General features: G+C 38.6%; 18 protein-coding genes and 2 pseudogenes. 18 read left to right on the top strand and 2 right to left on the bottom strand.

The features are described 5' to 3' along the window. A pseudogene (locus CBG25_RS00100) lies at nt 1–212 on the top strand (hypothetical protein); the annotation flags it as partial. Between the two features lie 193 nt (nt 213–405). Here the strand turns inward: CBG25_RS00100 and rne are convergent. Beyond that, nucleotides 406–3,639, bottom strand: a complete 3,234-nt coding sequence (gene rne, locus CBG25_RS00095) for a ribonuclease E (protein WP_290603587.1) — start codon at nt 3,637–3,639, stop codon at nt 406–408. 552 nt (nt 3,640–4,191) lie between these two features. On the opposite strand from rne, the gene rluC reads away from it, so the two are divergent. Continuing rightward, entirely contained in the window at nt 4,192–5,139 is a 948-nt protein-coding gene (rluC, locus tag CBG25_RS00090) for a 23S rRNA pseudouridine(955/2504/2580) synthase RluC (protein WP_290603585.1), read from the top strand. Nucleotides 5,140–5,210: 71 nt separating this feature from the next. On the opposite strand, the gene CBG25_RS00085 is transcribed toward rluC, so the two are convergent. Further along, complete coding sequence (locus CBG25_RS00085; protein WP_290603583.1) at nt 5,211–5,792, bottom strand: nucleoside triphosphate pyrophosphatase; 582 nt, start codon at nt 5,790–5,792, stop codon at nt 5,211–5,213. 142 nt (nt 5,793–5,934) lie between these two features. On the opposite strand from CBG25_RS00085, the pseudogene yceD reads away from it, so the two are divergent. The 16 genes and pseudogenes from yceD (at nt 5,935) to CBG25_RS00005 (ending at nt 18,617) form a co-directional block, all read left to right on the top strand. Further along, nucleotides 5,935–6,457, top strand: a pseudogene (gene yceD, locus CBG25_RS00080) (23S rRNA accumulation protein YceD). 12 nt (nt 6,458–6,469) lie between these two features. After that, nucleotides 6,470–6,640 (top strand): 50S ribosomal protein L32, encoded by a 171-nt coding sequence (gene rpmF / locus CBG25_RS00075; RefSeq protein ID WP_026822220.1) that lies wholly within the window; start codon nt 6,470–6,472, stop codon nt 6,638–6,640. A gap of 31 nt (nt 6,641–6,671) precedes the next feature. Further along, nucleotides 6,672–7,709, top strand: coding sequence for a phosphate acyltransferase PlsX (gene plsX, locus CBG25_RS00070; protein WP_290603577.1), 1,038 nt, complete (start codon nt 6,672–6,674; stop codon nt 7,707–7,709). Between the two features lie 6 nt (nt 7,710–7,715). Then, on the top strand, nt 7,716–8,669 hold the full coding sequence (locus CBG25_RS00065; protein ID WP_290603576.1) for a beta-ketoacyl-ACP synthase III: 954 nt from the start codon (nt 7,716–7,718) through the stop codon (nt 8,667–8,669). A 19-nt stretch (nt 8,670–8,688) separates the two neighbouring features. Continuing rightward, on the top strand, nt 8,689–9,621 hold the full coding sequence (gene fabD, locus CBG25_RS00060) for an ACP S-malonyltransferase (RefSeq protein ID WP_290603575.1): 933 nt from the start codon (nt 8,689–8,691) through the stop codon (nt 9,619–9,621). Nucleotides 9,622–9,628: 7 nt separating this feature from the next. Beyond that, nucleotides 9,629–10,363 (top strand): 3-oxoacyl-ACP reductase FabG, encoded by a 735-nt coding sequence (gene fabG, locus CBG25_RS00055; RefSeq protein WP_290603573.1) that lies wholly within the window; start codon nt 9,629–9,631, stop codon nt 10,361–10,363. Nucleotides 10,364–10,512: 149 nt separating this feature from the next. Further along, on the top strand, nt 10,513–10,776 hold the full coding sequence (gene acpP, locus CBG25_RS00050) for an acyl carrier protein (protein WP_290603571.1): 264 nt from the start codon (nt 10,513–10,515) through the stop codon (nt 10,774–10,776). A gap of 101 nt (nt 10,777–10,877) precedes the next feature. Beyond that, on the top strand, nt 10,878–12,143 hold the full coding sequence (gene fabF / locus CBG25_RS00045) for a beta-ketoacyl-ACP synthase II (protein ID WP_290603569.1): 1,266 nt from the start codon (nt 10,878–10,880) through the stop codon (nt 12,141–12,143). A 129-nt stretch (nt 12,144–12,272) separates the two neighbouring features. Then, a complete protein-coding gene (gene pabC, locus CBG25_RS00040; RefSeq protein WP_290603568.1) occupies nt 12,273–13,109 on the top strand; it encodes an aminodeoxychorismate lyase in 837 nt (278 codons plus the stop codon). Between the two features lie 50 nt (nt 13,110–13,159). After that, on the top strand, nt 13,160–14,191 hold the full coding sequence (mltG, locus tag CBG25_RS00035; protein ID WP_290603567.1) for an endolytic transglycosylase MltG: 1,032 nt from the start codon (nt 13,160–13,162) through the stop codon (nt 14,189–14,191). After that, on the top strand, nt 14,188–14,823 hold the full coding sequence (tmk, locus tag CBG25_RS00030; protein WP_290603565.1) for a dTMP kinase: 636 nt from the start codon (nt 14,188–14,190) through the stop codon (nt 14,821–14,823). The genes mltG and tmk overlap by 4 nt, the downstream gene beginning before the upstream one ends. A gap of 1 nt (nt 14,824) precedes the next feature. After that, entirely contained in the window at nt 14,825–15,823 is a 999-nt protein-coding gene (locus tag CBG25_RS00025) for a DNA polymerase III subunit delta' C-terminal domain-containing protein (RefSeq protein ID WP_290603563.1), read from the top strand. Nucleotides 15,824–15,834: 11 nt separating this feature from the next. After that, nucleotides 15,835–16,620, top strand: coding sequence for a metal-dependent hydrolase (locus CBG25_RS00020; protein ID WP_290603561.1), 786 nt, complete (start codon nt 15,835–15,837; stop codon nt 16,618–16,620). Nucleotides 16,621–16,658: 38 nt separating this feature from the next. Next, a complete protein-coding gene (hinT, locus tag CBG25_RS00015; protein WP_290603559.1) occupies nt 16,659–17,021 on the top strand; it encodes a purine nucleoside phosphoramidase in 363 nt (120 codons plus the stop codon). Nucleotides 17,022–17,173: 152 nt separating this feature from the next. Next, nucleotides 17,174–17,749 (top strand): penicillin-binding protein activator LpoB, encoded by a 576-nt coding sequence (gene lpoB / locus CBG25_RS00010; protein WP_290603557.1) that lies wholly within the window; start codon nt 17,174–17,176, stop codon nt 17,747–17,749. Continuing rightward, complete coding sequence (locus CBG25_RS00005; RefSeq protein WP_290603554.1) at nt 17,742–18,617, top strand: phosphotransferase; 876 nt, start codon at nt 17,742–17,744, stop codon at nt 18,615–18,617. Before lpoB ends, CBG25_RS00005 begins: the two co-directional genes overlap by 8 nt. The last annotated feature ends 187 nt before the right edge of the window (nt 18,618–18,804 follow it).

Raw genomic sequence — 18,804 nt, 5'->3', positions numbered from 1 at the left:
ATCGAGAAGTTAAACAAAATTGTGGTATTGAACGCTGTCAGGCTCGCACGAGCCGAGCGCAAAGAAATCATATTTTTCTCGCTATTTCTGCGTGGTTTGAACAACATAAACGTCGTATATCTGAAAAAATAACCCTTTATCAACAAAATTGGGACGTAATCAAAAATGCTATTGCTGAGCACATCCGTGTTTTATTAGCGTACCCAAATTAGTTTTGTGCGAAACTCGTGAACCAATTCCTTTACCTGCGCCAAAAACAATCCATTGAGACATATTTATTCCTAATTTAATAATAAAGAATACATATTTTACTAAAAGTACTCTGATATTAAACGCGAATAAGTAAGTTTTAGTTAAAATTCAGAATAAAAAAAATGCTCTAATTAGGGCATTTTTTATTGGTTATTATTTGGGTTTAAACATATTGGATGTGGCTATATTTGTGGCAACATGACCACCGGCACCATTTTTACCATGGAAAGTTATCGCAGGTCGTACGTAAGCTTTAATTTCCAAACCGCTTTCAATAATTTCTGGCGCCGGTGCTTTTGTGGTCGGCGCATGGGAATAGCCTATTTTTTTTACTAATTTTATCGCAGCAGTTTCTTCTTTTCGATGACTTGCCTTTTTTGCAATGACATCTGTCACAGAAGATATATTTGGTTGAACATGGCTATAATTTTCATCCGATGAGTCTGTTGTTTTTTCCTGACTGATTTCATCGACTGAATATTCATCCTTTTTAATCTCATTGGCTATGAAAAGTTCATCATTAACCGATTGCCCATTTTGTAGCTGATCGTTTGCCCCACTATCTACTAGCGTTTCTACAACCACATTAGTGTTGTTTTCAGGCATTACTTTCGCTTCCATAAGTGGTTGACTAGCTTTTTCGTTTTGTTCAATACCTTGAGTCTTTATGGGAATAAGCAATACTTCGGCAGAGGGCAGTAAGCTTTTTTCCATAGTTGATTGAGCCGCTTCACTAATTGGCACTGTTTTTTCTTCTGCTTCAACTTTATCAATGATGTCATTACCGTTAATTGGATTGGCAGAAGATGCTGTTTTTTCATTAAATGTCATCATATTTTTACTATTTGATGACACTTCGTTCAATTCATTTAACTTAATCGGGTATTGGATCCAGACTTTACCTGAAGATAATTCAGGCGAAGCAACAGCCATTTTTAATGGTACTAATGATTTGCTTTGATTTTCATCACGATAACGACGACGGCGTTGCCCGCTAACGCGTAGGTGGCGAGGAGATCGTCTTGATCGCCGCGGAATGATCGTTTCTTGTCGTTCATTAGCATAATTGGTAGCTGCTTCTTGAGATTCAACCTGTTCGGTGACATGCGGTATATAGCTTTTTTGCTCCGCTAGCAGAATCGGTTCGGCAGTTAACAAGCCAGGCTCATCTTCTGTACTATTGGCAATAGGCAACTTAATATCCTGATATTCTTTATCAATAGATAATTTTTGCTGCTCAGTGGCACTATTTGCAACCCGTATTGATTGAACTAGTTGACGCTGTTGACGGCGAGGAGAAGTAACGACCGTTCTTTCCGTTTCAGCCTCTTTCTTGTCAAGTGGTTGTGTTTTAGTTTCAAGTTGCAGCTGGCGTTTTTCTTCCTGACGACGACGTTCAGCTCGCTGCTCGCGACGTTGTTGTTGAGTTTCACGTGCTGTGCTCTCTTGAGTATCATTAAAATGACTTTTCTGATTATGGCTCTTACGTGATTGTTGCTCATCGGTATGTCCACGATTTTGACGGTTATCGATGGTGTCATTCTGCTCACGGCGTTGAGTTGGCCGACGATTATTACGTCGCTCACTATTACGTCGCTTATCATTACCATTTTTCGATTTTTTTTCTGCTTTTTCGATTGGTTGCGGTGATTCGGTAAATAATTTTTTCAAGAATGAGGTAATTCTATTAAACAGACTTGTCGAAGTTTGCTTGTTGGTTAATTTACTCTGTTTATTTGATTTGCCCTTAGCAACCCCAGCATTTTTTGTATCTGCTTGAGATTGAAGAGCTAAAGTAGAAATAGCCGGTTGTTCAGGTAATTTTTTCTCACTGGCGGCATCATCTATTAGATTATTGATTTCAGCTTCGTGATATTGAGCGAGATAGTAACTTAATGCTGAAACTTCTTCACCCTTACGAATGCGGACCACATTAAAATGCGGTGATTGCATCTGATCGTTAGGAACAATAATGACACGTATATTGTGTTGCCGACGTTCAATTTCATTGACAGACTGGCGTTTTTCATTCAATAGATAAGAAGCAATTGGTACCGGTACAATAGCATGTACTTCATGGGTATTTTCTTTTAATGCTTCTTCTTCGATCAAACGTAAAATAGAGAGTGAAAGTGATTCATTATCACGAATTGTTCCTGTGCCGCTACAACGAGGGCAAACGTGATGACTGGATTCACCAAGTGACGGACTCAAACGTTGGCGTGACATTTCAAGTAGACCAAATCGTGATATCCGAGCGATTTGGATACGTGCTCTGTCTTGGCGTACGGCTTCACGCAGACGATTTTCAACTTCACGCTGATGGCGGACGGGTGTCATATCAATAAAATCGATAACAATTAGTCCACCTAAATCCCGTAACCGTAATTGACGGGCAATTTCATCAGCAGCTTCTAAATTGGTCGTGAACGCGGTTTCTTCAATATCGCCACCACGGGTTGAACGTGATGAATTGATATCGATAGCCGTTAATGCCTCAGTGGTATCGATAACCAGTGCACCACCCGACGGTAAACGAACCTTACGTTGAAAAGCCGACTCGATCTGTGATTCGATTTGATAGTGGCTAAAGAGTGGAACATCTCCACTGTAATATTTGATTTTACTTGCAAAATCACCACGACCAATCGCTTCAATATGATGACGAGCCATTTCGACAATTTTCGCATTATCAATCAGGATTTCCCCAATATCAGGGCGCAGGTAATCACGAAACGCCCGCACAATGACGTTACTTTCTTGATGAATAAGGAAAGGCGCTGATCGGTTTTCTGCAGCTTTTTTTATGGCTTGCCAATGTTTAAGACGATATTGTAGATCTTGCTGTAGTGCTTCCGCTGATTTACCTACACCAGCAGTACGGACAATTAATCCCATACCATCGGGTATTTCTAATGAGGATAATGCCTCTTTCAGTTCTGTGCGATCTTCACCCTCAATACGTCGTGATATTCCACCTGCGCGAGGGTTATTTGGCATTAAAACAAGATAGCTACCAGCTAAACTAATAAAAGTCGTTAGCGCAGCCCCTTTATTTCCTCGCTCTTCTTTATCAACTTGGATAATAACTTCCTGGCCTTCTTTTAAAACATCCTTTATGTTTGGGCGACCGTGGGGTTGATAATGGCTAGGGAAGTATTCACGAGCAATTTCTTTAATCGGGAGAAAGCCGTGTCTTTCTGAGCCATAGTCAACAAATGCTGCTTCTAGACTAGGTTCTATACGGGTAATTTTGCCTTTGTAAATATTTGCTTTTTTTTGTTCGTGTCCGGGATTTTCAATATCTAGGTCATAAAGACGTTGCCCATCAACAAGAGCAACGCGCAACTCTTCTTGTTGAGTTGCGTTAATTAACATTCTTTTCATTATAAATACTCATTATTCTACTAAGTCAAAAAAGTTGCGACTAAAAATGGTTACTGTTGACCGATGGTTTCGTGACTTTTACAAAATCGTCAACCTCGCTGTTGTCGGTTGTATTGAAACGCAATTTTTCGGTGAAGCTACGTTTAAATAAAATGCTGCATTCTTAAATTAGTACTGTTGCTGAATTTATCCGTTCAATGTACAGTTTAGCTAATCCAGTAAACCTTTGTTCACAATTCAATAATTTATTTTTGATTTTACACACCGTCTTACACCATTGCTGCGTTTATGTGTTAAAAATAGATCGATCTCAAATTACGCCAACGCTTTTTTTAATAAACATTATGGCAACTGTCCATTATTCCATTGCTTATGGGTAGATATCAAGATAACTTTTGCTGTTTATTGCGTTTTTATAGGGAAAAATGTGAAAAAAATGCATTTGACAACGGAATTGACAAAGTTTAAGAAAAAGGCTAAAACAAGGTATCATATATATTCGGTCGCAATATTTAACAAGTTCAAATGTTAACAAAATGTTATAATTAGATAATGAAAATACAGAATCAGGTCCAATTTGTTACTATCGATAATGATGAAGCAGGTCAACGTATTGATAATTTTTTATTGACACGTTTAAAAGGTGTTCCTAAGAGTATGATTTACCGGATTATTCGCAAGGGTGAAGTAAGAATAAATAGCGGTAGAATCAAACCTGAATATAAAATTCAAGCAGGCGATTTAATCAGGATCCCACCCGTTCGGCTGGCAGAAAAGCAACAGAATGTTATTTCGGCTAAATTGGATAAGGTAGCTGCACTCACTGATTATATACTTTACGAAGATGAGCATCTGCTGGTTTTGAATAAACCTTCCGGTATGGCTGTTCATGGCGGCAGTGGGGTGAATTTTGGTGTTATTGAAGCTTTACGCGCATTACGTCCTGAAGCACGTTTTTTGGAGCTTGTCCATAGGTTAGATCGCGAAACATCGGGTGTTTTACTGATAGCGAAAAAACGTTCGGCTCTTAGGCTATTACACCAACAGTTACGTCTGAAACAAATGCAAAAACAGTATGTTGCGTTAGTGAAAGGGCAATGGCCGTCGCATATTAAAGTTGTTCAGGCACCTTTATTAAAAAATATTTTACAAAGTGGCGAACGGATAGTGAAAGTCAGCGCTGATGCTAAACATTCAGAAACCCATTTTAAAATTGAAGAGCGTTTTTCTAATGCTACGTTAGTCAATGCCAGTCCAATAACAGGGCGAACACATCAGATCAGAGTACATGCACAATATGCAAAGCATCCTATAGCATTTGATAACCGTTATGGTGATCGCGATTTTGATCAACAGTTAACGATTACCGGTTTGAAACGACTTTTTTTACATGCTAGCTCATTAATGTTTATTCATCCGGCCAGTGGGGAAAAATTAACTTTCAATGCCCCTTTAGATCAACAACTTAAAAGCTGCTTGGCAATATTACGTAAGCAATAATGCATCGCTAATCAAATTAGTAAACCAGCTTGCATTATAAACTGGTTTGCTTTTTGTATGCTATAAGATAGTTAATTAAGAGGGTTGATGCCGTGAGCACGTAACATATTGATTAAACAAATTAAAGGTAAACCGATTAAAGTCTTAGGATCCCGTCCAATAAGTTTTTCAAATAATGTGATGCCTAATCCTTCTGACATAAAAGCCCCTGCGCATTGATAAGGCTGTTCTTTTGTAAGATAGTTTTCAATTTGAGTATCTGTTAAATGGCGAAAATAAACAGTGAAAAGTTCACATATAGCATTGTATTTTCTGCTTTCACTATCAAATAAACAGAGTCCGGTATAAAAGATAATTTTTTTGCCGGAGGCTTGCTTCAGTTGCTTGGTTGCTTTGCTATGAGTTAGTGGTTTTCCTATTATTTGATTTTCCAAGATACAGACTTGATCCGCACCTATTATTAAATGTGTAGGATATTTAGTTATTAATGATTTTGCTTTTTCAATGGCTAAGCGAGTGACGAGAAAAGTTGCCGATTCATTGATTAATGGGGTTTCATCTATATTAGGCGCATCAGCAATAAAAGGTAAGTCTAACTTTTGTAGTAGATGATAACGTGAAGATGACATTGACGCCAATACAATTGATTTCATAAAATATCTAAAATCCATAGCCAAATGAGGTGAGACATTTTAAACTAAATAGAGCTTAAATAGCGAATATTTGGTGGAAAAATAAGCAAAAGCAGCCTTTTCCTTTGACTATGTCTCATTACAAAGATAATATGCGCGCCTTATGCAAAAGGTAAAATTACCCTTAACGATTGATGCGCATCGCGCAGCACAAAAAATTGGATTATTCAGGATATTATTCACCTGAACAGGTTTTGCCTGTCGAAGAATCAGTAGTAAGTATAGATAGTGATGTAACTAGTGAGCTATCGTTTGCAATAGATAATCAACATTTAGTTGTCATAAAAGGCGATTCTGATGTTGATGTCACGTTAAAATGTGAACGTCGTGGTAAAAATTTTAACCACCATGTTCATGTAACTTATTGTTTTAGTGCTGTCATTGATGATGAGAGGATTGCGTTATTACCTGAAGAGTATGAGCCAATCATTATTGAACAATTTGGTGAAATAGATTTGCTAGCAATGATTGAAGATGAAATAATCCTCTCTTTGCCGGCGATCCCGGTTCATAACTCTGAACGCTGTGAAGTGTCCGACGCGGATATGGTTTTTGGTCAGTTGCCTAACGAGGCAGAAAAGCCAAATACCTTTGCCGTATTAGCTAGTTTAAAAAAAAGTACTTAAGGAGTAAGGTCAATGGCCGTACAGCAAAATAAACCCACTCGTTCTAAACGTGGTATGCGTCGCTCACATGATGCATTGACAACTGCCGAAGTATCGGTAGATAAAACTTCTGGTGAAACCCATTTGCGTCATCATGTGACTGCGGATGGCTATTACCGTGGTCGCAAGGTTATTAATAAATAGTTGTTGTGTTAATTATTAAACGATTAATGCCTTGGCTAATTTAACCTTAGCATTAGATGCGATGTGTGGGGATAATGGTCCTCGCATTATTGTGCCTGCTGCATTGAAGGCACTCGTTTCTAACCCACAGTTAAGATTATTACTGGTCGGTATTCCCGAAATTTTAAATCCATTGCTTGCAGATCAGCGTGCTGAGCTGCGTGATCGTTTGCAAATTATTCCTGCTGAATATGCTATTGCTAATGATATTAAGCCATTACAAGCAATCAGGCAAAGTAAAGGCTCGTCAATGCGGATTGCTTTAGAATTAGTGAAGTCTGGTCAGGCGCAAGCGTGTATTAGTGCTGGAAATACTGGTGTACTTATGGGGTTAGCAAAACTCATATTGAAGACAATAAATGGTATTGAAAGGCCAGCGTTGACAACGATTTTGCCAAATCAAGAACATGGTAAAACCGTTGTACTTGATTTAGGCGCTAATGTTAACTGCGATAGTCAAATGTTAGTACAATTTGCCGTGATGGGAGCAGTAATGGCTGAAGAGGTTGCTAATATAAGCAATCCACGAGTAGCATTATTAAATATTGGTGAAGAAGAAAATAAGGGTTTAGATAATATCCGCGAAGCCGCCTCAATATTAAAAGCAACACCTTCTATTAATTATATTGGTTATCTAGAAGGTAATGAGTTATTGACGGGTAAAGCTGATGTATTCGTTTGTGACGGCTTCGCAGGTAATGTAACGTTGAAAACAATGGAAGGTGTGATACGCGTTATTTTATCTTTAGTAAAATCTTCAACTACAGAAAATAAGATCTCATCATGGCTGATGAAGTTGATTAAACCGTGGTTACAGAAACGTATCTCAAAACGTTTTGGGCACCTGGATCCTGATCAATATAATGGTGCTTCACTTTTAGGATTACACGGCATTGTAATTAAAAGTCATGGAGCGGCAAACCAAAAAGCATTTAAAGCTGCAATTGAACAGGCGATTCAGGCGGTAGAGAGGCAAATTCCTGATAGAATTGCGACTCGCTTGAATACCTTACTACCCAAGAGTGATTAAAGCAAAATGTATACAAAAATCTTAGGTACTGGCAGTTATTTGCCTGTACAAATTCGTACGAATGCTGATTTAGAGAAAATGGTAGATACTTCTGATGAATGGATAACTACCCGAACAGGAATTAAAGAACGCCGCATCGCAACAGAAGAAGATAATGTATCTACAATGGGTGCTAATGCTGCGCGAAAAGCGTTAGAAATGGCTGGCATCGCAGCTAATGAAATTGATTTAATCATTGTAGCAACGACTTCTTCGACCCATGCTTTTCCAAGTGCGGCATGCCAAATCCAACAAATATTAGGCATTAAAAACTGTGCCGCATTTGATGTTGCTGCTGCATGTGCTGGCTTCACTTATGCCCTGAGTATTAGTGATCAGTTCATTAGAACAGGGATGACGAAGAAGGCATTAGTTATTGGTTCTGATGTATTATCAAGAGTATTAGATCCGAATGATCGTAGTACACTTATTTTATTTGGTGATGCAGCAGGTGCAATCGTTGTCGGCAGTTCACCAGAGCCAGGAATTTTATCGACCCATTTGCATGCCGATGGTAATTATGGTGATTTATTAACTTTACGCCATCAAGAGCATAGTAAATGCTCAGAGCCAACTTATGTCACAATGGCTGGTAATGAGGTTTTTAAGATCGCGGTGAGTGAGTTAGCTAATGTAGTGGGTGAAACATTAGAAAAAAATGCACTAGATAAATCAAAATTGGATTGGTTAGTCCCGCATCAAGCTAATTTACGGATTATTCAAGCAACAGCAAAAAAGTTGGCTATGCCAATGGATAAAGTCGTTATTACGCTGGATAGACACGGTAATACTTCAGCAGCATCAGTACCGACAGCGTTTGATGAAGCAGTCAGAGATGGCCGCATACAGCGAGGGCAAATGGTATTGCTTGAAGCATTTGGTGGTGGTTTTACTTGGGGCTCAGCGCTGATCCGTTTTTAAATTATACAGGAAAATAAAAATGTCTAATTTTGCAATGATCTTTCCTGGCCAAGGTTCTCAATCTCTTGGCATGTTAGCTGATCTAGCAAAAGAGTTTGCAGTAGTAGAGGAAACGTTTGCTGAGTCTTCTAATGTCTTAGGATATGATTTATGGGATTTGGTTCAAAGTGGCTCAGAAGAAGAATTAAATAAAACTTGGAAAACACAGCCAGCACTTTTATCTGCATCTGTGGCAATTTTTCGAGTATGGCAGGAAAAAAAAGGCAAAATGCCTACACTAATGGCAGGCCATAGTTTAGGTGAATATTCTGCATTGGTCTGTGCCGATGTCATCGATTTTAAATCCGCTGTCAAATTTGTAGAACTACGCGGGCAATTGATGCAAGAGTCTGTGCCGGCAGGGATGGGGGCTATGTATGCAATTATTGGTTTGGATAATGAATCAGTATTAGCATCTTGTCAGCAAGCTGAACAAGGCCAAGTGGTTTCTGCAGTTAATTTTAATTCGCCAGGTCAGGTTGTTATTGCCGGCGAAAAAAGTGCTGTAGAGAGAGCGGCAGCCTTATGTAAAGCTGCTGGTGCAAAACGTACTTTACCGTTGGCTGTCAGTGTACCTTCACATTGTGCATTGATGCAGCCTGCTGCAAAAAAATTAGCGCAAGCATTAGAAGAAGTTATATTTAATAAGCCTAATATCGCTGTTGTAAATAATGTTGATGTTAAAATCGAAAATTCGGTAGAGGGTATTCGACAGGCTTTAGTCAGGCAGCTGTATAATCCTGTACGCTGGGTTGAAACCATCGAATTCATGGCTGAGCAAGGGATCGTGCAACTATTAGAAATAGGGCCAGGTAAAGTATTGATTGGTTTAACTAAGCGCATTGTGAGTACGATTAATTCGGTAGCGATTAATGATTCGGCATCATTAAACGCTGCGTTGATAAATAATTGAGGAAAACATGAGTTTTGATAGAAAAATAGCCTTGGTAACTGGGGCAAGTCGTGGTATCGGGCGATCAATAGCTGAACTACTGGCTGAACGTGGTGCGAAAGTAGTTGGTACTGCTACAAGTAAAGAAGGTGCCGAGGCGATTAGTAGCTATCTTGGTGATAAAGGTAAAGGTTATGTCTTGAATGTGACAGACACTGAATCTATTGATAGTACTCTATCTAAAATTCGTGCTGAATTTGGTGAAATTGATATTTTAGTTAATAATGCAGGTATTACCAGTGATAATCTATTGCTGCGAATGAAAAAAGAAGAATGGGACAGAGTTATTGATACAAACTTAACTTCGATCTTTAGTCTATCCAAAGCTATAATGCGTTCAATGATGAAAAAACGTTATGGTCGCATTATCTCTGTCGGCTCAGTAATTGGCACATTGGGTAATATTGGACAGGCAAATTATGCAGCGGCTAAAGCAGGTGTTATAGCTTTTAGTAAATCATTAGCACGTGAAGTAGCTACCCGCGGTATTACGGTGAATGTTGTTTCACCTGGTTTCATAGAAACCGATATGACTCGAGCATTGACAGATGAACAGCAAGCAGGCATTTTAGCTAATGTTCCTGTAGGGCGGCTCGGTGATGCAAAAGAAATTGCCAGTGCTGTAGCATTTTTAGCTTCTGATGAAGCAGCTTACATCACAGGTGAAACATTACATGTCAATGGTGGCATGTGTATGATTTAAAAACCAATGAATCATTTGCATGGTTAATGCTAAAATAGCATATAATAATGCGAAATCAGGTTCGAATAGCCAGGATTGGGTTGTGCCTTTCCTGTATCTAAACTACGAAAACCATCGTGAAAGCGAGTTTTAATAGGAATTTAAATAGTATGAGCACTAAAGACCAAGGTGTTGCTAACAACAGTATTGAAAGCCGTGTTAAAAAAATAATTGCTGAGCAGTTAGGTGTTAAAGAAGATGAAGTTGCAAATAATTCTTCATTTGTTGAGGATTTAGGTGCGGATTCTCTTGACACTGTTGAACTAGTTATGGCATTAGAAGAAGAATTTGATACCGAAATTCCTGATGAAGAAGCGGAAAAAATCACGACAGTGCAAGCAGCTATTGATTATATTAATAGCCATAGCTCATAAGCCGTAAATTTAATTATAGAGAGCTTTTATGCACATATTCAGGCGGTCGATCGACCGCCTATATTTTCACCGAAACTTATTCCTTTTTCTGGAGGATATACGTGTCTAAACGTCGAGTAGTTGTGACTGGACTCGGCATGTTATCTCCTGTCGGCAACACAGTTGAGTCATCTTGGAATGCTGTATGTGCTGGACAGAGTGGCATCAGTCTTATCGAGCATTTTAACACTGAAAACCATACAACCAAGTTCGCCGGTCTAGTTAAAAATTTTAATCATGACGATTATGGTATTTCGGCTAAAGATGCGCGCAAGATGGATCTTTTTATTCAATATGGGCTTGCTGCTGGTAAACAAGCTATCGAAGATGCGGGTATAGAAATCACAGAAAAAAATGCGCATCGAATTGGCGCAGCAATTGGTTCTGGTATCGGCGGATTAGGACTAATCCAGGAAAACTGTGATGTTTTACTGACTAATGGTCCGCGTAAAGTAAGTCCTTTTTTTGTTCCTTCAACTATTATCAATATGGTGGCTGGACACTTAAGTATTATTTATGGCTTTAAAGGCCCAACTATCTCTATTGCTACCGCTTGTACTTCTGGGGTGCATAACATAGGTCATGCAGCGCGGATTATTGCTTATGGTGACGCGGATATCATGCTGGCAGGTGGCGCAGAAAAAGCAAGTACATCCTTAGGTATTGCTGGATTTGGCTCTCTCAAAGCCTTATCAAGACGTAATGACGAACCTGAGCGAGCAAGCCGACCTTGGGATCAGGAGCGAGATGGTTTTGTATTAGGCGATGGAGCGGGTATTTTGGTGCTGGAAGAGTATGAGCATGCTAAAGCTCGAGGCGCCAAAATCTATGCTGAATTTGCGGGTTTTGGTATGAGTAGTGATGCCTATCATATGACGTCACCACCAGAGAATGGTGAAGGTGCGGCACTGGCCATGACAAATGCGTTACAGGATGCAGGTATAAACGCAGAAAAAATAGGTTACATTAATGCTCATGGTACATCAACACCGGCAGGAGATATTGCTGAAGCGCGAGCAGTTGCATCAGTTTACCCAGAGCAGAGTAAAATATTGGTTAGCTCGACTAAATCGATGACCGGTCATTTATTAGGTGCAGCAGGTGCAATTGAATCTATTTTTACGATTCTGTCGTTAAGAGATCAACTTATTCCTCCAACAATTAACCTTGAAAATCTCGATAGTGAATTAGACGAATTAGTGAAGACAGGACGGCTAGATTTTATACCGGATAAGAAAGGTAAAGTTGAAGATATGCAGTATGCATTATGCAATTCTTTTGGTTTTGGCGGCACAAATGGTTCGATTATTTTTCGTAAAGTCAATTAATTGATATTTTCTTATAAAGAGGCCTCAATCTAACTTAAGTTGAGGTTTTTTTATTGATATAAATGATGGATTTCAAATAAACTGTAGCGATAAGTAGCAGGTATTCAGTTTGATTAAGAAGTTAACGCAATGATATGTTGGATTAATGGTGAACAGCAAAATAATATTTCGGTAATGGATAGAGCTGTTCAATTTGGTGATGGCTGTTTTACAACAATTCGCGTGGTTGGACATCAACCAGCATTATTGTCACACCACATTTATCGATTACAAAAAGGGGTTACACAACTACTTTTACCTACACCAGATTGGCAAAAATTGGCTGCTGATATAAATAAGATAGCGCTATTGAATAAAAAGGATTTAGCGGTGATTAAAGTTATCATTAGTCGTGGTGAAGGTGGACGAGGATATAGCATAGCAGGCCTCAACAAAGCAACAGTCATTATTCCGTTAACTGATTATCCAGCTATTTATTTAAATCAACAGCAAACAGGTATTAATTTAGCATTGAGTAAAATACCCGTAAATAGTAACTGTTATTTGGCCGGCATTAAACATTTAAATCGATTAGAACAAATATTAATAAAACAGCAAATTGAATTATTGAATGTTGATGAAGCTATTGTGACGGATACTAATGGCATATTGATTGGATGTTGCGCAGCAAATATTTTTTTACGGAAAGGAAAACAAATTTACACGCCCAATTTAAATTACGCTGGTGTTGAAGGTGTAATGCGCAAACAGGTTATTGCGAGTTTATCTGATACTGATTATGAACTTTTCTATATCAGCGACTATCCTAATATATTGGCACAGAGCGATGAGGTAATCATTACTAATGCTTTAATGCCCATATTATCGGTTAAGCGTATTATAACTCAGCCTAAGCAACCCGTATGGAACTATTATTCTCGTGAATTATTTAATTTTCTTATGCCATATTGTTTGAGGTTAACTTAATTTTGTGATTAATATTAGATTAACTTTTATAGTGTAATATTAGGAAATGAATGTTAAATGAAGTATGCAAGAAGAATATTGTGGTTGATTATTTTTTATTAATATTGAGTGGCTGTATTCTTTATACATTTTACCGTCAGATACAAAATTACGCTAATACAGCGATTAATATTCATGAAACAACTATTTTTACTTTACCAGCAGGTACAGGGCGAGCAGGATTAGAATCACTGTTAGCAGAGCAGAAAATAATAAATTCGGCGAATAATTTTCAATGGTTACTAAGATTAGAACCACAATTGGCGCAATTTAAAGCGGGAACCTATCGATTAAATCCTGGCATGTCTTTGCGGGCAATGTTAGCAATGTTTTATGCTGGTAAAGAAGCGCAATTTAGCTTGCTGTTTATTGAAGGCTCTCGTTTTGAAGACTGGAAAAAAGCATTACATCAAGCCCCTTATTTAAAGCAGACTATTGAAAATCAGTCTGCTGATAAACTAGCACAGCAATTGGGGTTACCGCCAGGTCAATCACTAGAGGGATGGTTTTATCCAGATACTTACTATTACACCGCAGAAATGAATGATATTGACATATTGAAGCGTGCGTATCAGAGAATGTTAACGGCTGTTGAATATGAATGGCAAGGACGAGCGTCAAATTTGCCGTATAAAACGCCATATCAAATGTTAATTATGGCTTCAATTATTGAAAAAGAAACCGGCATTGATATAGAGAGAACTAAAGTGGCATCAGTATTTATTAATCGATTAAAGAAAAAAATGCGGTTGCAAACGGATCCTACTGTTATATATGGTTTAGGCGATAAATACCGTGGGGTGCTTTATCGTAGTGACTTAGATAAGCCGAGTCCTTATAACACTTATTTGATTGTTGGGTTGCCTCCTTCGCCAATTGCTATGCCAGGTAGAGCTTCAATTAAAGCAGCGGCTCATCCTGATGAAACCGATTATTTTTATTTTGTTGCCACAGGTAATGGTGGGCATACTTTTACTACCAATATTAATGATCATGATCAGGCCGTTAAACATTATCGTCAGACAAAAGATAAAAATGAATGAAAAGTCGTTATATAGTTATTGAAGGTCTCGAAGGTGCAGGAAAAACTACCGCGATAAAAACAGTTGTAGAAACTCTCGCTAAGGTAGGAATAACTGAGATTGATTTTACCCGTGAGCCGGGAGGAACGCCGTTAGCAGAAAAATTGCGACAATTAATTAAACATGGTATTGCCGAGGAAAAAGTCACTGATAAAGCCGAGTTACTAATGCTTTATGCCGCGCGTATTCAATTAATTGAAAATGTTATCAAGCCTGCTCTTGCAAAGGGAAGGTGGGTGATTGGTGATCGCCATGATCTCTCATCACAAGCATATCAAGGTGGAGGACGTGGGCTTTCTGCCGAATTAATGCAAGTATTGCGCAATACGATATTGGGTGATTTTCGACCTGATCTAACACTATATCTTGATATAGAACCCACTCTTGGCTTGCAGCGAGCGCGGGATCGTGGTGAACTAGATCGGATAGAAAAAGAGTCATTGGACTTTTTTGAGCGAACCCGTCAGCGCTATCTTGAATTAGCTGCGGAAGATGACACAATTATCACAATTGATGCTAACAAATCACTAGAAGAGGTGCAAAAAACCATTCGCCAGACATTATCGAATTGGTTGGTAGCGCAAGGCAAGTAGAATGAACTGGTATCCATGGTTAAATCATGCCTATAGACAGATAATTGCTTTCCATCAGAAGAAGCAAGGACATCATGCATTGCTATTACATGCTAATGCTGGAATGGGAAGTGATTCACTCATTTATGCTATTAGCCGCTGGCTGATGTGCCAACAACCAGTGGGCATGAAAAGCTGTGGTAGCTGTCATAGCTGTCATAGCTGTCAACTGATGTTAGCAGGGACACATCCTGACTGGCATAAAATTACCGCTGACAAAGGTAAAAATACGATAGGTATTGAAAGTATTCGTTGTTTAACTGACTTTTTAGTTAGCCATGCACAGCAAGGTGGTGCTAAAGTTATTTGGTTTCCTGCGGTGGAAGCACTAACAGAAGCGGCTAGCAACGCATTATTGAAAACTTTAGAAGAGCCGACAGACAATACCTATTTTTTTTTAGAGTGTCGAGATCCAGCTTCATTGCTAGCCACGTTACGTAGTCGATGTTTTTATTATTACCTTTCAGTACCTGAGTGTAAAACCGCGATTTCATGGTTACAAAAACAAAAAATATCGTTAGCGCAAGTTGATATTGAAACGGCAATAAAACTGAATGCAGGTGCGCCTCTTGCCGCTTTAACACTGTTACAACCGGATAAGTGGTTGAAAAGAAATCAATTTTTCCAATCATTAATGCAGCATTTATCAACAAAGACACTTTTAAACTGGTTACCTGAATTGGATCAGCCAGACGCTGCCTGTCGGATCAGCTGGCTGATAAGCCTATTGTTGGATGGAGTAAAATATCAACAGCGAGCAGGTAATTATTGTGTCAATCAAGATCAGTCATCATTAATTACTAAATTGGCTGCCATCAACTCTGTAGACATCTTATTAAAGAGCGCTACTGAATGGCAAAATTGTCGCCATCAATTAATGTCAGTGATGGGATTGAATCAGGAACTACGATTGACATCTCAGTTAATCAACTGGCAAAACACATTTCATTACTATAATTAAAAGAGTTTATTATGTTTTTAGTGGATTCACACTGTCATCTCGATTGTTTAGATTATAAGAATAAACATAAAGATATCGGTGATGTTATCGCAAAAGCAGCAGCTAATGAGGTAAAATATATTTTGGCTGTTGCAACAACCCTGCCAGGCTTTATTAACATGAAAAAACAGATTGGTCAGCGTGACAATGTGGCCTTTTCCTGTGGCATACATCCTCTTGATCTCAATCAAGGTAATGATTTTGATGAGCTGGCACGTTTAGCGTCTGGCGATGAAGTTGTAGCGTTAGGTGAAACCGGTTTGGATTATCACTACCAAAGTGAAAATGCTAAATTGCAACAAACATCTTTTCGTCAACATATCCGTATAGGTTGTCAATTAAGCAAACCTGTTATTGTCCATACACGAGCAGCCCAGCAAGACACATTAGCGATATTGAAAGAAGAACAGGTGGGTAATTGCGGTGGGGTTTTACACTGTTTCACGGAAGATGAGCAGATGGCTAAAGCATTATTAGATTTAGGGCTTTATATCTCATTTTCCGGTATAGTGACATTTCGTAATGCAGAACAGATCCGACAGGCTGCGCGTATGGTGCCTTTAGATCGTATTTTAATTGAAACTGATGCTCCTTACCTGGCGCCTGTTCCTCATCGCGGCCAAGAAAATCAACCCGCTTATGTAAGAGATGTAGCACAGTTTTTAGCCCAATTAAAAGGTGTAGATATTGAAGAAATTGCGCGAGCTACTACACAAAATTTTTGTGATCTTTTTCATTTAACCATTAGACGTGATTGAAACACTTACATCTTCATAAAAATTTAAAGGATGAAATTATGGCAGCAGAAACGATTTTTAGTAAAATTATTCGCCGCGAAATCCCCGCTGATATTGTTTATCAAGATGATTTGGTGACGGCGTTTAGGGATATAGAACCACAGGCACCGGTCCATATTTTAATTATTCCTAATATTTTGATCGCCACTATCAACGATGTGAAACCTGAGCATGAACAAACGTTGGGCCACATGATTACGGTTGCGGCAAAGATTGCTAAGCAGGAAAATATTGCGGATGATGGTTACCGTTTAATTATGAATTGTAACCAACATTCAGGCCAGGAAGTTTTTCATATTCACATGCATTTAGTGGGAGGTCATCCTTTAGGGACGCTGTTAACAAAAAAGATAGATAAATAAATTTTGTACCGTTATTTTGTTGATTTGTTATTGGAAAGACAAAATTAATTTTTTGGTTAAAATTTAATTATAAAGCAATTTAAATTGGTATTTTGGCGCAGGCTTTGTTATTCAGTTTACCTTGCAATTTAAGGTACACAGGAGAAGAGTAAATGAGACGTATTTTTCAATTTATGGTTGTGACATTCATATTAGTTGGTTGTTCATCGATAACGAGTAAAAAACCAGCACCTGTTATTACAATCGAACCGACTGAGCCTACCGAACAACCAACAACACCAACGTCTCCAGATACTGTACCGCAGCTACCAAAGGTAAAAACAGTAGATTGGTCAACAGCCGTGATCCCTTTAGCCCATAAATTGGTACAAGCTCAAGGGGTTGAGTCAGGCAAGGTGTTATTAATTGATTCAATAAAAAATAATACCAATATGTCAATTCAATCAATGCAAGCAACCGATGCGATTATTGAAGCGGTTAATAACCAAAATGTATTCAAATTAGTTCCACAAGATGTGGTAGCAAATGCACGTAAAGCACTGGGCTTATCTCAGGAAGACAGTTTAGTTACGCGGAGTAAGGCTATCGGCCTAGCGCGTTATGTGCAAGCTGACTATGTACTTTATTCGGTCATTTCGGGCAATCAACAGCAAAGTGAAGTTGAAATGCAGCTAATGGCAGCACAAACGGGTGAGATCCTCTGGTCGGGATCAAATCGCATTGAATAAAAAGAAAACACTTATTAACTTGTTATTACAAAAATATCCAGCAATAACTAGTGATAAGTGGCGAATTAAGGCGTTATCAGGAGCGAGCGGTGGAAGTTTTTACGCTGAAGCAACTGCCAATATTAAATTGATTGCGCGTTTTGCCGGAAAAGATCAGCGCTTATTAGGTATTAACCGGCAAAAAGAGCGTAAAATATTACACCAGCTTACTCAATTTATTGCTGCTCCGAAGGTACTGGGAGCTAATAATGACTGGTTACTATTAGAATGGATGGAAGGTAAGGCAGTTACTGATACCGCCTATTCTTTACTAGAATTATATCAACCATTAAGTCGGATACTCGCATCATTACATTCATCTCCATTATCTGGTTATACACTGCATCTGAAACAACATTTAGCCAGTTACTGGTATCAAAGTTACTGGTATCAAATTGATCGGCGCAGACTATCAGTTAATTGGTTGAATTTACATCATTTTTTCCAGCATGCCTGCCAACCTAAAACCAGTAAAAAAGTACTTTCCCATCTTGATATTCATAGTGGAAACGTTTTATTAACTGATAACGGAACTTTAAGACTTTTGGATTGGGAGTATGCCGCTGATTGTGATTCGGCATTTGCGCTGGCAACGTTATTCGCGACAAATAGTTGGGATAAAAATGAACAAAGTCAGTTTTTGCAACACTATTGTCAGCAATTGCATGCTTATAATGATTTTTATAAATTAAACCAGCAAGTGCTGTTATGGCAGCCTTGGGTTAATTATATGAGAATGATATGGTATGAAGTCCGATGGATGCAGACAAAAGATCCACAATACATAGCGCTGGCTCAGCCTATTAGAATATGCTTTGGTTTGATCTGATAATAAATAGTGATTCAAAAAATGTATTAAGAGGATAATTTATGGGGCTAATTATATTAGGGCCCATTCCCAGTCGAAACGCAACAAACCCATAAAACGTTATGCAGCCATTAGATGAGCTAAAAATACTTCATTTGGAGAAAAATAGCCCAACGATTTTCGTCCCCGAGTATTAAGTATGTGCTCA

The sequence above is a fragment of the Arsenophonus sp. ENCA genome, from assembly GCF_002287155.1.
GTDB classification, from domain to species: domain Bacteria; phylum Pseudomonadota; class Gammaproteobacteria; order Enterobacterales; family Enterobacteriaceae; genus Arsenophonus; species Arsenophonus nilaparvatae.
Note: the sequence above shows the minus strand (reverse complement) of the source record. Positions and strands in the feature narration are given on the sequence as shown.